The sequence below is a fragment of the Cytobacillus spartinae genome, from assembly GCF_042865285.1.
Taxonomy (GTDB): Bacteria; Bacillota; Bacilli; order Bacillales; family Cytobacillaceae; genus Robertmurraya_A; species Robertmurraya_A spartinae.
Window position 1 is genome coordinate 153,308 of sequence record NZ_JBIACK010000010.1, and the last position, 14,448, is coordinate 167,755.

Genomic DNA, 14,448 nt, shown 5'->3' on the forward strand with positions numbered 1-14,448 from the left:
CGGTTGGAGATTATTAATTGGAAAGGGATTGTAGAGAGTCTCTTGTTTGCCGCTGGAGATGAAGGACTTTCACTCAAACAAATTGCACACGTGTTAGAAATGGATATCACTCTTGCAGAACAAGTAATTAATGAGTTGGCTGAGGATTTTAACAGTGACCGGTCACGGGGTATTACAATCGTTCAACTAGCTGGAACCTATCAGCTAGCTACAAAGAAAGAGAATTCTGTATATCTTAAAAAGTTGGTCGAATCCCCCAACACAAATACGTTATCACAAGCAGCACTGGAGACTTTAGCAATCGTGGCGTATAAGCAACCTATTACTCGTACTGAAATAGAGGAAATTAGAGGAGTAAAAACAGAAAGGCCAATCCAAACTCTAACTGGAAAGGCGTTAATTAAGGAAGTAGGGAGAGCAGAGGGGACTGGAAGAGCTATCCTATATGGCACTACAAAAGAATTCCTTGATTATTTTGGATTAAGAAGTATTGAGGAATTACCTCCATTACCTGAAAAAGTGGATGATGACTTTGTCCAGGAAGAGGCAGATCTATTCTTTGAAAAATTTAAAGAATCAAGCGAATAGCCACTTTTCTGACACATTGTATATAGATTATGGTAAAATAAATTTACTATATATATTTCTAAATGCTTCATGTACATGAAGCATTTTCTATCATCCACCTAGAGTTACTACTTAATTACTTACATATTTATCCAAGATAACCCGTGGAAAGGGATGGTTTAATTGTTCATTAAATCTTGCAGTGGATACGAGTTAGAAAAAGAGAAATCCAACACTTCAGAAGACTTCTTTAATAGAAGTGAAGTTACTTTTACTGAAAATGGTGAAGTAAAAACATTAAATGTATTATATATTCGCTATTTTGATGAAAAAATGAGTGAATTTACTCCCTTTGAACAGGATCCAGTTTTTCAAATTGACTCACAAACTATAAATTTTAAAGACATGGTTGCGATTTGTTGTCTTATAAAGAATCCAGGATTACGTCATAGAAAACGTATCTATATTAATTCACAAAACGAATTTGCCTCTTATTTTCAAGACATTGATTTTGAAAAAGTAAAATCAGTATTTGAAGCTTTAGGTAAAAATGGAGGCTGCGAATTGCGTTCTCCTTTAGAATATATTGTCCAACGACAGTGAATATATGGTAAATGGACTTATGATACTTACTGGTTAGGCGCATGATTCTTTTAATTTAGGGGTGTATGAATTGGGAAATTCAATGGTAAAAACTCAATTAGAAGAGGTAAAAAGTTTTCTTTCTAAAACGGTATTAGAGTTAGAAACTTTTCTAAATGAAACAACACTAACCAAGCTGATGAATGAAGAGGCTGGGGAAGAGGATTATTACAAAACGATTCTCTCGAATATTCGAAAATTACTTGTGTATTGTGAAGAAGGTTTAGACGCATGTTCTGTTATTTTACAGTCTGAATCCTTTCAAAAGGGTGCAGCTGAAAAGACATTGTACCGAATTTATCACCAATGCATTGAAGAATTTTTTTCACCAAAAAATGATGCATGGTTTGAAGATAGTCGTTCTGCATATACTGGTAAAAACTCCATTAAGCTTCAAAAGCAAACTCCAAAGAGTATCATTGACCTTTTAAAAGGGTTAGAAGGTGAGTTTCAACGTATTCGTGAAGAATTAGAATACTATGAAACAGATTATCGAACAAAAATGATTCAATCAAAATAATTATTTAACAAAAGCGACCTATCCTTTGGATAGGTCGTTTTTGTATTTTAGAGAAACAACCAAGCTAATCGCTCATAGGATAGGAAAGACCAATGTCTGAAAGCGAAGGTGAAGGATGTATGAAGCAATTTGATGATTATTTTAAAGAAGTACTTAACTGGAACGAGGATTTAAGGAGTTTTTTACAATCAGAGAAAATTGACCGGAATGACGAATTATGGACTAAGCTCGATCAATTAACCGATTTTCTAGGAAGTATACCCAATTCTAATGAAATGAACCAAGATAGATTACTACAGGTTCAAGCACAAGTTGATAACCTTCACGAAGAGATGGAACGCTATTTCACCAAACGGCAACAAATTGGAACGATTTATGTGAATGAACCGTTTGTACAGGCAGGAGGCCACAAATTACCTCCATTACCTTACCCTTATGATGCACTAGAGCCCTATATCGCTGAAGAAATTATGAGACTTCATCATACGAAACATCACCAATCTTATGTGGATGGCTTAAATAAAGCCGAGAAAAAGCTAGAGGAAGCTCGGAAATCGGATGACTTTTCTTTAGTGAAGCATTGGTCAAGAGAACTAGCATTTCATGGTTCAGGACATTACCTTCATACCATATTTTGGAATAACATGAGTCCTAGAGGAGGAGGAAAGCCTTCAGGTAGATTGCTTTCTGAAATTCAGAAGTATTTTGGTAGCTTTGAATCATTTAAAAAGCATTTTAGTGAAGCAGCTAAAGCGGTTGAAGGCGTCGGTTGGGCGATATTAGTATGGTCTCCAAGATCGCGTCATCTAGAAATTCTACAATCAGAACGACATATGCTTTTAACTCAGTGGGATACCATTCCACTACTTGCTCTAGACGTTTGGGAACATGCTTATTACTTACAGTATAAAAATCAGAGAAGTGATTATGTCGAAAATTGGTGGAATATAGTGAATTGGAAAAATGTTGAGGAGCGCTTTGAGAAGGCTAGTGAATTAAAGTGGAAGCCATTTTAATATTAAAATATTTCTTAGGAAATTTTTCATAGGAAAAGGTGCTGTTAATGCAAGCACCTTTTCTATTTGTTTATCAAATGGAATAATTTTACATAACAACTTTCGTTAGTTTCTAGCTTTTAGTCATAACAGAACTTGTCCCGCATAGAATTGTACAAACCATAAAATGAGACGAGGTCTAGTGTATATGAAAATTTATAAGGTTATAATTTCTTCTCTCTTAGTCTCGTTGCTAGCTATGAATATTCCTTATAAAGCAGAAGCGTTCACATCTGTAAGTGCAAGGAATGCAATTATCATTGAGCAGGATTCTGGGAGAATCTTATATGAAAAAGCATCTCATGAAAAAAGAAGAATTGCGAGTATAACGAAAATCATGACTGCTATCCTAGCAATTGAATCTGGGAAGCTAGATGAAATGGTAACAGTTAGTGATCGTGCAATTAGAGCAGAAGGATCAGCAATCTATTTACAGGCTAATGAAAAAATTAAACTAGAAGATTTGGTCTATGGTTTAATGCTAAGGTCTGGAAATGATGCAGCCGTAGCTATTGCTGAACATGTAGGTGGTAGCTTAGAGGGGTTTGCTTTCTTAATGAATCAAAAAGCGGAAGAAATTGGAATGGCTAATACTCATTTCATGAATCCTCACGGTCTTGATGATTCAGATCAGCATTATTCAACTGCTTATGATATGGCCATGTTAACGAGGTATGCCATGATGAATGATACCTACAAGAAAATTGCTGGTACTGAAGTTCATCGTGCGCCAAATCCAAATGAGAAATGGGATCGAATTTGGAGAAATAAAAATAGACTGTTAACAGAGTTGTACGATTATTGTACTGGAGGAAAAACTGGATATACGAAGCTCGCTAAAAGAACTCTAGTGACAACCGCAACAAAAAATAACATGAATTTAATTGCTGTAACCTTAAATGGCCCTGATGATTGGAATGATCATATAAATATGTATGAGACTGCATTTAAGCATTATGATTTAGTAGAAGTACTACCAGATGGAGTTATAGATCATGTTGATCATGAATTTTACAAAAATAAAACCTACTTAGATCATAACTTTACTTACCCTGTAACAGAAGAAGAAAAGAATTTATTCCGTATAGAGTATAAGATGCTGAGTCCTAAAAAAGATTGGGATGATCAGAGGAATGTTCCTGATGTAGTCGGTAAAGTCCATATATATTTTGATGAACGACCGATAAAAGAAATGCCCGTTTATTTTAAAACAGAGAATGATCAAGAGACCTCTTACATGGATTATTTTAAAAGTATATTTCTAGTTGTTATTGGTGTGAAAACAGATGGTTAATATTATATGGGTTTGCATGACGATTATTGGAATTGTATTTGCGATGATTAATGGGACCATGCAGGAAGTAAATGAAGCGATATTTAATGGAGCTAAAGAGGCAGTTACGTTGTGTATAGGGTTAATAAGCATTTTAGTGTTTTGGCTAGGACTTATGAGAATTGCAGAAGATTCAGGGCTATTAAAAAAGTTATCGCTTCTATTCCAACCAATTGTAAAAAGGTTATTTCCGGAAATACCAAAAGATGATCCAGCAATGGGGTATATTCTTTCTAATATGATGGCCAATATGTTTGGCTTAGGAAATGCAGCTACTCCTCTAGGAATAAAAGCTATGGAAGAAATGAAGAGGTTGAATGGTGGTAAGAGTGAAGCTAGTCGTTCAATGATTACCTTTCTAGCCATTAATACCTCGAGCTTGACTTTAATTCCTACAACTGTAATAGCGATTCGTATGAATTATGACTCTGCTTCTCCTACCGATATAGTCGGTACTACTTTGGTTGCCACATTTTGCTCAACCGTTGGGGCAATCTTAATTGACCGCTATTTCTATTACCGAAGAAGCCGTAAAGGATGAATGCAGTATGAGTATTATTTCTATAGTTTCACTTTGGATGATTCCTGTTTTAATAGGATTTATATTACTTTATGGAACCGTTAAGCAGGTTCCAACGTATGAAAGCTTTGTTGAAGGGGGAAAGGAAGGAATCAAAATAGCCATTTCAATCATTCCTTTTCTAGTCGGCATGCTTGTTGCTATTTCTGTATTTCGTGCATCAGGAGCTCTTGAGTTTTTAATGAATTTTATTAGGCCAGGCTTAGAAGCAATAGGAGTACCAGCAGAGATAGCTCCACTTGCAATTATCCGTCCGATATCTGGTACAGCAGCTCTAGGGATGACAAGTGATCTAATGGCTACTTATGGACCAGATTCTTTTATAGGTAGATTAGCTTCGACTCTGCAAGGAAGTACAGATACAACCTTCTATGTGCTGACCGTTTACTTTGGAGCAGTCGGAATTAAAAAGATGGGAGATGCTCTAAAGGTAGGATTACTAGCTGACCTTGTGGGGATCATTGCAGCAATCGTAGTTGTAACAATCGTATTTGGAACTTGATATAGATATAAATTTGAGGTGCCAAACGACTGGCATCTCTTTTTGTGTTAGAAAATGTTCTGTAGAAAAGGCTCTTTTCGTATAATTTGTTGTTATTTAAGTACTTTTAACCTGCATTTAAACGGATTATTGTGCTATTTTCTTTAATTAAGGCAGAAAAGATGCCACGAAGTAGTATGTGATCCGTGCTTGAGACATATACGAATAGCACCAATCTATGTGAATACAGCCTTAGAAAAAGCTTTCTTACAGTTACTCGTTACTTTGAAATCACGCAAAGTTGTGTCATAATGCATTAGGATAGTAAGAATAATAGAAGTAATGAATACAGTCGAGGTGACGATAATGGAACGTCTTCAAAAAGTAATTGCCCACGCAGGTTTTGCGTCAAGAAGAAAAGCTGAGGAATTGATAATAAATGGACAGGTTAGAGTAAATGGAAAAGTAGTTAAAGAGCTTGGGGTAAAAGTAACTCCATCTGATAAGGTTGAGGTAAATGGTATACCGGTTGAAAGAGAAGAGCCCGTATATTTTCTTTTTTATAAGCCGAGAGGTGTCATTTCAAGTGTAAATGACGATAAAGGTAGAAAAGTGGTTACTGATTACTTCGAACATATTGAACAAAGAATCTACCCTGTTGGAAGATTAGATTATGACACATCTGGATTGTTACTGCTAACGAACGATGGAGAATTCGCTAATCTTTTGATGCACCCAAGTAACGAAATTGACAAGGTTTATGTAGCAAAAGTGAAAGGAATTCCACTGCGTGAAAAAATGAAAAGTCTTGAGAGGGGTATTCAGCTAGAAGATGGAAAAACCGCTCCAGCAAGAGTAAAGATGCTAAGCCTTGATAAGAAAAAACAAACATCCATTGTAGAAATTACCATTCATGAAGGTAGGAATAGACAAGTTAGAAGAATGTTTGAAGCAATTGGACATCCAGTTCTAAAGTTAAAAAGAGAGCGATATGGCTTTTTAAATCTTCAAGGATTAAGTGTAGGAGAAATAAGAGAGTTAACCCCTCATGAAGTAAAACAGCTAAGAACCTTGGCCAATAAAAAGTAGGTTCCAGACTGGATAAAATTGGCGAATAAAAGTTCATAGAAGTGTCACACTTAGCGTTAAATGATAACAATATGTTCATGTTGAAAAATGATATAATAGATACCAAATTGCTTATTTGTTTTGGGGGGTTACTTATGAAGAAGCAGCGTTTAGTGATCCGCACAATTATTTTGATCATTTTATTATCTGCTGTTGGATACACACTGTATGCTAATTTCACAAAGGATGATATACAAAAGGTAGAATTAGGCAAGAAAGCACCTGATTTTGTCTTGACGGACCTTAATGGTGAAAAACATCGACTGTCTGATTATGAAGGACAAGGAGTATTCTTAAATTTCTGGGCTACATGGTGTCCACCATGTGAGAGAGAAATGCCATATATGAATAGCGTATATGAAATTTATAAAGACAAGGGAGTCCAAATTATAGCTGTTAATGTCATGGAATCGGATATTGCTGTACAAGAATTTTCAAAACGATATGACCTTCAGTTTCCAATTGCTATCGATAAGGACGGCCAAGTTATGAATGCATATGGTGTTAACCCCCTTCCAATTACTTTCTTAATTGATAAAGAAGGAATGGTTGTTGATATTCATAAAGGTGAATTATTAAAAGAAAGTGATGTTGCAAATTTACTAGAAAAGATAAAACCTTAGGGTAAGAGGAGTCTTACAAAATGAAAGAAGTAAAATGTGAATGTGGACATGTAAATCCACATGGAACTATTTTATGTGAAGCATGTGGAAAAGGACTTGAAGAAGGGAATAAAAACGAAACACTTCTAGACATGCGCTATGAAGGAAGTGCACGTCGTTCTCAAACATACAATAAAACTATTATTGATAAGATATGGAATTTTTTCTCTTCTGTTAAAGTTGGAGTATGGTTGATTGTTATTACGTTAATAGCATCTTCTTTCGGAACGATTTTACCACAAGAAATGTATATTCCACCGGTTATGCCCGCAGCTGAATACTACGAAGATCAATATGGTTGGTTTGGTAAGTTGTACTATGATTTAGGATTTAATAATTTATACAGCTCATGGTGGTACTTAATCTTAATCGCTTCTATCGGTATTTCTTTAGTGATTTGTAGTTTAGATAGAGTTATCCCTTTATACCGTGCCTTAAAAAAGCAAAGGGTTACTAGGCATGAAGGCTTTTTAAAAAAGCAGCGTTTATATGGGACTTCAACGCCCAATAATGTTGATGAAGAGATAGCTAAAGTAAAAGAAAAGCTAAAGGTGAAACGGTATAACGTCCGTGAAGAAAACGGCAACTTATTAGCTGAAAAAGGTCGTTTCTCTCGTTGGGGCCCATACGTTAACCACGTAGGGCTAATCATATTCTTAGTCGGATGTATGCTTCGGTTTGTTCCTGGGATGTACGTTGATAAGATCCTATGGATTAGAGAAGGCGAAACGAAAGTAATTCCAGAAACAAATGGAGAGTATTACCTTGAAAATAAGGAATTTACCGTAGAAGTTTACGATAAAGAAAAAGATAATGAAGCATTTGAAGAAGCGCTTGATAAAGCCGGAATGGTAGCTAAAAACTACCAATCTGATGTTGTCCTTTATAAAACGAAGGGTAACACAGTAGCAGGGGAAGAACCTGAACTAGAAGTAGTAAAGGAATATAACATCCGAGTTAACGAACCATTAAAATTCGAAGATTTTGCGCTTTACCAAGTGGATTATAAGTTAGATGAATTAAATAAAATGTCATTTGCTTTAGCACATAAGACAACAAATGAACAATTCGGAACGATTACGGTTGATTTAGTAAACCCAGCAACAAAATATGATTTAGGCAAAGGATATTCGGTGGAGATTGTTAGTTATTTTCCGGATTTCGAATTTGATAAAAACGGAGACCCAAAAACGAAATCAAGAATTCCGAATAATCCAGCCTTTGTATTTAAAATGTTTTCTCCTGAGAAACCAGAAGGAGAAATTAGTTTCATAGCCATTCAGCAAAATATTGAGCCATTTGGGGATAATATTTACAAGATGGTATTTAATGGGATAGAAACGAAGGATGTTTCCGCTTTAACGGTCCGTAAAGATCTGACGCTTTGGACAATCGGAATAGGTGGTATTATCTTTATGATTGGTGTTATCCAAGGGTCGTATTGGAACCATCGTAGAATTTGGGTACATCGCCATGAAAATGAAGTATGGATTGCAGCACATACAAATAAGAACTGGTTTGGAATTAAACGAGAAATTCAAACAGTTATAGCAGATACGGAATTAACTGAACCACAAGATCAGTTAAAAGAAGAAAAAGTCGGGTAAGGGGGAAGAAGGTTGGTCACTTTAAGTGAAAATCTTTTATATATTGCTTTCATACTTTACTTAATTGCTATTCCGCTTTTTGCGGGTGGGATTAAGCAAAAAAAAGGACTAGGTGGAGAAAAAACAGCTCCAAATAAATGGGCAAAACTTGGAATCATCGTCTCTATCTTAGGTTTTACCTCACAATTGGGTTTCTTTATTACAAGATGGATTGTAGCTGGGCACGCCCCAGTTAGTAACCTATTTGAATATACAGCCTTTTTTGGAATGTGTTTAGTAGGTGCATTCGTTGTCATCTATTATATTTATAAAACACCAGTATTAGGGTTATTTACAATGCCTATAGCCTTATTAATTATTGCATATGCAAGTATGTTTCCTAGAGACATCTCACCACTAATACCTGCATTACAAAGTGATTGGCTTCATATCCATGTAACGACTGTAGGGATAGGACAGGCAATTTTAGCTGTTAGCTTTGGTGCAGCATTAATCTATTTGGTTAAAGCTGTAGATCAAACAAAAAGTAGCAAGAGTACAAGATGGCTAGAAGCTGTTATGTACGGCCTGGTTGCAACACTTGGATTTATTATTGTTATAACTACATTTTCGATGATGGACTACAAAGCAAACTTTAACTGGATAGATAAACAGGGGAATGAAGCAACAATGGAGTATCATGTCCCTGCATTAATAGGTCCAAATGAAGGAGAACTATTAACAGAGGGAAAATTTGAGCCTCTTGTTGAAGTCCCTGGAATTATTAATGCAAAGAAACTTAATACTGTTGTTTGGTCACTTGGCGTAGGTTTAATATTATATGGATTGTTCAGATTAATAGCACGTAAACGTTTAGGGGCAGTACTTAAGCCTCTAGCGAAAAATGTAAATCTAGATCTAGTAGATGAAATAAGCTATCGTTCCGTATTAATAGGATTCCCTGTCTTCACTCTAGGCGGACTGATCTTTGCAATGATCTGGGCACAAATAGCCTGGACTCGTTTCTGGGGTTGGGATCCAAAAGAAGTTTGGGCGTTAATAACTTTCTTATTCTATGCTGCATTCTTGCATTTACGCCTTTCAAAAGGTTGGCATGGTGAAAAGTCAGCATGGTTAGCAGTAATTGGATTTATCATTATTATGTTTAACCTTGTTGCCGTTAACTTAGTTATTGCTGGTCTTCACTCTTATGCTGGTTCGTAAAACGTTTTATATAGCCTTCACTTTGTATGGTGGGGGCTATTTTTAAAAAGCTAATTTAAAGCATGAAAAGCTTATGATTATAAGGGGGATTGTTTTATGGAAAAGGATGTAAAAATCTTAGTAGTAGATGATGAGGAAAGAATTCGTCGCTTATTAAAAATGTACTTAGAGCGTGAAAACTATATGATTGAAGAAGCTGAAGATGGGATTGAAGCTTTGGACAAAGCATTGAACAACGACTATGACGTCATTCTCTTAGACCTAATGATGCCTGGTAAAGACGGAGTAGAAGTATGTCGTGAATTAAGAGAAAAGAAAGCTACGCCAGTCATTATGCTAACTGCTAAGGGTGAAGAAGTTAACAGAGTTCAAGGATTTGAAGTGGGTACGGATGATTACATTGTAAAACCTTTCAGTCCAAGAGAAGTGGTATTACGAGTAAAGGCATTACTTCGCCGTTCTTCTAAAACAAGTTATTTACAAACAGAAACAACGACGAAGGATGTTATTGTATTCCCGCATTTAACGATTGATAATGATGCACACCGTGTACTTGCAGATGGGAAAGAAGTGAGCTTAACTCCTAAAGAATATGAATTATTGTATTTCTTGGCTAAATCTCCAGATAAAGTTTTTGATCGTGAACAACTATTAAAAGAAGTTTGGCACTATGAGTTCTTCGGAGATCTTAGAACGGTTGACACTCATGTAAAGAGATTACGTGAAAAACTAAACAAGGTGTCTGAGCAAGCAGCTAGAATGATTGTGACAGTTTGGGGCGTAGGCTACAAGTTCGAGGTAGTCAATGAATGATGTTCTGGCGAAGCGTTGTAGGTAAACTATGGTTTACAATCCTTCTGTTAGTTTCTTTTCTTTTGTTTATTTTAACCGTTATGTTATTAGAGTTCTTTGAGAACTATCATATCAACGAAACGGAAAAGGACCTAACAAATACAGCTTTAAATATCGCTCACTTTTTAGAGGACCAAGAGCAGGAAATTGGGCTTCAAATCTCATGGGAATTACTTGACGATGTTACAAGAGCCATGATTATTAAAAATCCTAATGAGTATTATTATTCTCCAAATAGTGAAACATCAGTGGAACTACCAGTGGAGTTCTTTTTTGAGGATGAGGAGCTATCTAGGGCTTTTGATGATCAAAAAACGGTAAAACAAATAGCAACTATTCCGAATCAGAACTACAAAGAGGACTCGCGAATACTGATTATTGGAGTACCAATGGAAATAGGAAATGAACGCGGTGCAGTGTTTATTTTTCAATCTTTACAGGTTATGCAAGAAACCACCCAATCAACCACGAAGTTTATATTGTTAGCAGCAGGAGTAGCTATCATTCTTACTACTATTTTTGCCTTTTTCTTATCAACTAGAATCACGGCTCCTCTTAGAAAAATGCGAGAAGCTGCATTTGAGGCGGCTAGAGGAAAGTTTGATACGAAAGTTCCGATTTTGACGAACGATGAAATTGGGGAGCTGGCTACTGCCTTCAATCAAATGGGAAGGCAATTAAAATTTAATATGAATGCTCTTAGCCAGGAAAAAGAACAGCTAAGTAGTATCTTAAGTAGTATGGCAGATGGAGTAATCACTTTTAATCGAGATGGTACAATTCTTATTACAAATCCTCCTGCTGAGCGTTTTCTGCAGAGTTGGTTTTACGAACAAGATGGATTTACTGCCTCTTCAGAAGCGGTACCGTCAGAGGTTATGGAGCTTTTTCAGTTGGCTGTAAATACCGAAAAGGAACAGATTGGAGAAATTTCTGTTCAAGGTCGCTTCTGGGTGGTTATCGTAAGTCCACTTTACAATAAGAAGTTCATCCGTGGAGCGGTAGCTGTTGTGAGGGATATGACGGAGGAAAGACAGCTAGATAAACTGAGGAAAGACTTTATCGCAAATGTATCACATGAACTCAGAACACCTATCTCCATGCTACAAGGTTATAGTGAGGCTATCGTCGATGATATAGCTGAGACGACAGAAGAGAAAAAAGAAATGGCTAGAGTTATTTACGACGAGTCCCTACGTATGGGACGTCTTGTAAATGAATTATTAGATCTTGCTCGTATGGAAGCTGGCCATATCCAATTAACCATTGAAGAAATAGAGTTAGTTCCTTATATCCATCGAATTACCCGTAAATTTCAAGGACTAGTTAAAGAAAAAGATATTCTTTTAAACGAAAGAATGGACTATAAAGATCCTTATTTCTATTTTGATCCTGATCGAATTGAACAAGTTTTAACCAATTTAATTGACAATGCGATTAGGCATACTCCAGCAAATGGTGCAGTTGAAATTACTGGGAGAACAGATGAAAAGGGTTTTTATGTGGAAGTTAGTGATTCAGGCTATGGGATTCCCGAAGAGGATTTACCATTTGTTTTTGAACGTTTCTATAAAGCGGATAAGGCTCGTACAAGAGGATCGGGCACAGGCCTTGGTTTAGCTATTGCGAAGAATATTATAGAGGCACATAGAGGTCATATTTCCGTTCAGAGCAAAGTTGGCCATGGAACGACATTTTCCTTCTTTATTCCTCGAAATTACGAATAATACGGAAAATTATGACGATTGTTCTTGATTCACGAGAAACATTTTACAAATGACTTTTTAAAAATTTAATATTCACGTTTTAGGAGAAGGCTATTCAAAGAAAGCCTTCCTTTTTTTTTGGAAAAATACTATATTTAAAAGTGTAACCTTTTATATAGAATATACGACTAAATAATTGAACGGGGAGGGGAAACCAATGGACTCCGTTTTTGATGAATTATATTCCAAATATCATCATGACGTTTTTCAATTTCTTTTTTATATGGTAAAAAACCGGGAGCAAGCTGAAGACCTTGTTCAGGAAGTGTATATCCGCGTGTTAAAATCCTACAAACAATTTGAAGGAAAAAGCAGCGAAAAAACATGGCTATTTTCAATAGCACGGAATGTTGCAATTGATTCATTCAGGAAACAAAAGGGTTGGAAGCAAAGAATTATGGAAAAGTTCGATTGGTCCACCCAACAAGTAAAGGATGAACACCCCATCCCTGAAGAAATCGCTTTGCAAAAAGAAGAAATCAGTTTTATCTATAAATGTTTAGATCATTGTACGGTTGATCAAAGAATGGTCATTATCATGCGGTATATTCAAGAACTTTCTATTTCTGAAACAGCAGAAGCACTTGGCTGGACAGAAAGTAAGGTAAAGACCACACAGCACAGGGCTTTAAAAGTTTTAAAAAAGGAAATGGAAGATTTAATGGTAAAGGAGGGGATTGATGGTGAGAAAGTCAGAGTGGAGCGATAACCAACTAGAGGAACTTTTACGTGAAATGCCAAAGATTGAAGATCATCGCAATCCTCGAGACATTTATCAAAATATAGAAAGCAGATTAAAGCGTAGAAAGAAAAAAGCTTGGGTTGTTCCTTCAGTTGCTACAGCCGCAGCATTTCTTCTTTTCTTACTTCTTTCTCCTACCTTGACTAATTGGCAGAATTCCGCTGACCAGTCTATGGAAAGTACAAATGAGTCGGCTGGCTCTGAAGAAGCCAAAATGGAAATGTCCATGATGAAAGAAAATGAAGAAGTAATAGAAGAAGAGACCAACGATGTTGCTATGGACTCTGTAGAAGTAAGTGATGGAGACGCTACACACAAATCTTTCGTAGCTGATTCGCATACAGCTCTTTATGAAGAGGACATAATGGAAGACCAAGAGGTTCTTACATTTGCGATTCCGGATAAGAACGCGCAAATTGCGGTTCCTGTTAGTATAACTGTTCCAAAGGAAGAAGGAAAAACTAAGTTTGAGCTTTTTACTGAAGCGATGCCAAAGCTTAAGGAAGAAGAATGGGGTTTGAGTGAGTATTATCCTTTAAATGCGACACTCGAATATAATGAAGATGTGAATGAATTATTAGTTGATGTACCTGAAGGGCACTACTATGGGGATGGTGCAGCATCTGAAAATGCTTTTAAGAAGGTATTAAATGATTCTTTAAACATGTTAAATATTGATAAGGTCATTCTTTCTACAGAAGGTAATCGTGGAATCATGTTGGGGAACACAGGGGTCTTGAATGAATATACACCACAAGTAGATACGAACCATGCTTATTATTTTTACTATCCATTTGAAGGCAGCGTTCCTTATCTAGTCCCTTACTTAGATACACATGAAAGTCTAGAAGAGGCACTAGAAGCAATGAAGAATGACATTGAAACACATGGATTGAAGGCCTCAATACCATCTAATCTTGAATTTGAAGTTGATACGCCTACTAAGGAACTGATTGTTATTCGTCTAGAAGATCAATCTGAATTAGGGGATAGCTCTAAGATAACTTATATGGTAGAAGCCATTCTTTTAACGGCTAAGGATTTTGACTTTAAGAAAGTGAAGATTGAAAATGCACCAACTGAACAAGCTGGAAAATTTGTTTTTAACGAAGAGTGGAAGGTTCCAGTTGCTCCTAATAAGAAATATATTATGGAATAAGCCTCAAGTCATATAAATAGGCATCTCAAAAAAAGATCAGCATTCATTTGCTGATCTTTTTTTCCTATTTTTGCATAAAAAAATTCACTTTACCCTAATAATAACAAATGTGTTTTTAGTGAAGGCTCTATTCGTAAATTTTGTTGCTATT

At 36.1% G+C, this 14,448-nt stretch carries 15 protein-coding genes; all 15 read left to right on the forward strand.

The features are described from left to right. The first annotated feature begins 3 nt into the window (after nt 1–3). Entirely contained in the window at nt 4–588 is a 585-nt protein-coding gene (gene scpB / locus ACFYKX_RS18615; protein ID WP_389362576.1) for an SMC-Scp complex subunit ScpB, read from the forward strand. A 162-nt stretch (nt 589–750) separates the two neighbouring features. Beyond that, nucleotides 751–1,170 carry a hypothetical protein gene (locus ACFYKX_RS18620; protein WP_389362577.1) on the forward strand — a complete coding sequence of 140 codons (420 nt, stop codon included), beginning with the start codon at nt 751–753 and terminating at the stop codon, nt 1,168–1,170. Between the two features lie 70 nt (nt 1,171–1,240). After that, the gene (locus ACFYKX_RS18625) at nt 1,241–1,729 is read left to right on the forward strand and encodes a YpuI family protein (protein WP_389362578.1); all 489 of its coding nucleotides are present in this window, start codon (nt 1,241–1,243) and stop codon (nt 1,727–1,729) included. 119 nt (nt 1,730–1,848) lie between these two features. After that, entirely contained in the window at nt 1,849–2,745 is an 897-nt protein-coding gene (locus tag ACFYKX_RS18630; RefSeq protein WP_389362579.1) for a superoxide dismutase, read from the forward strand. Nucleotides 2,746–2,932: 187 nt separating this feature from the next. Beyond that, a complete protein-coding gene (locus tag ACFYKX_RS18635) occupies nt 2,933–4,078 on the forward strand; it encodes a D-alanyl-D-alanine carboxypeptidase family protein (RefSeq protein ID WP_389362580.1) in 1,146 nt (381 codons plus the stop codon). Continuing rightward, nucleotides 4,071–4,658: a nucleoside recognition domain-containing protein gene (locus tag ACFYKX_RS18640; RefSeq protein ID WP_389362581.1), complete on the forward strand. Its 588-nt coding sequence runs from the start codon at nt 4,071–4,073 to the stop codon at nt 4,656–4,658. Before ACFYKX_RS18635 ends, ACFYKX_RS18640 begins: the two co-directional genes overlap by 8 nt. Nucleotides 4,659–4,665: 7 nt before the next feature. Continuing rightward, nucleotides 4,666–5,199: a spore maturation protein gene (locus tag ACFYKX_RS18645; protein WP_389362582.1), complete on the forward strand. Its 534-nt coding sequence runs from the start codon at nt 4,666–4,668 to the stop codon at nt 5,197–5,199. A gap of 345 nt (nt 5,200–5,544) precedes the next feature. After that, nucleotides 5,545–6,267, forward strand: a complete 723-nt coding sequence (gene rluB, locus ACFYKX_RS18650) for a 23S rRNA pseudouridine(2605) synthase RluB (RefSeq protein WP_389362583.1) — start codon at nt 5,545–5,547, stop codon at nt 6,265–6,267. Between the two features lie 134 nt (nt 6,268–6,401). Then, nucleotides 6,402–6,929: a thiol-disulfide oxidoreductase ResA gene (gene resA, locus ACFYKX_RS18655; RefSeq protein WP_389362584.1), complete on the forward strand. Its 528-nt coding sequence runs from the start codon at nt 6,402–6,404 to the stop codon at nt 6,927–6,929. 20 nt (nt 6,930–6,949) lie between these two features. Next, nucleotides 6,950–8,575, forward strand: a complete 1,626-nt coding sequence (resB, locus tag ACFYKX_RS18660; RefSeq protein ID WP_389362585.1) for a cytochrome c biogenesis protein ResB — start codon at nt 6,950–6,952, stop codon at nt 8,573–8,575. Between the two features lie 12 nt (nt 8,576–8,587). Beyond that, nucleotides 8,588–9,778: a c-type cytochrome biogenesis protein CcsB gene (gene ccsB / locus ACFYKX_RS18665; protein WP_389362586.1), complete on the forward strand. Its 1,191-nt coding sequence runs from the start codon at nt 8,588–8,590 to the stop codon at nt 9,776–9,778. Nucleotides 9,779–9,874: 96 nt separating this feature from the next. Then, entirely contained in the window at nt 9,875–10,591 is a 717-nt protein-coding gene (locus ACFYKX_RS18670) for a response regulator transcription factor (RefSeq protein ID WP_389362587.1), read from the forward strand. Beyond that, nucleotides 10,588–12,357 (forward strand): ATP-binding protein, encoded by a 1,770-nt coding sequence (locus ACFYKX_RS18675; protein WP_389362588.1) that lies wholly within the window; start codon nt 10,588–10,590, stop codon nt 12,355–12,357. The genes ACFYKX_RS18670 and ACFYKX_RS18675 overlap by 4 nt, the downstream gene beginning before the upstream one ends. A 196-nt stretch (nt 12,358–12,553) precedes the next feature. Beyond that, a complete protein-coding gene (gene sigX, locus ACFYKX_RS18680; protein ID WP_389362589.1) occupies nt 12,554–13,105 on the forward strand; it encodes an RNA polymerase sigma factor SigX in 552 nt (183 codons plus the stop codon). Then, entirely contained in the window at nt 13,077–14,297 is a 1,221-nt protein-coding gene (locus tag ACFYKX_RS18685; protein ID WP_389362590.1) for a negative regulator of sigma-X activity, read from the forward strand. The genes sigX and ACFYKX_RS18685 overlap by 29 nt, the downstream gene beginning before the upstream one ends. Nucleotides 14,298–14,448 lie beyond the last annotated feature (151 nt).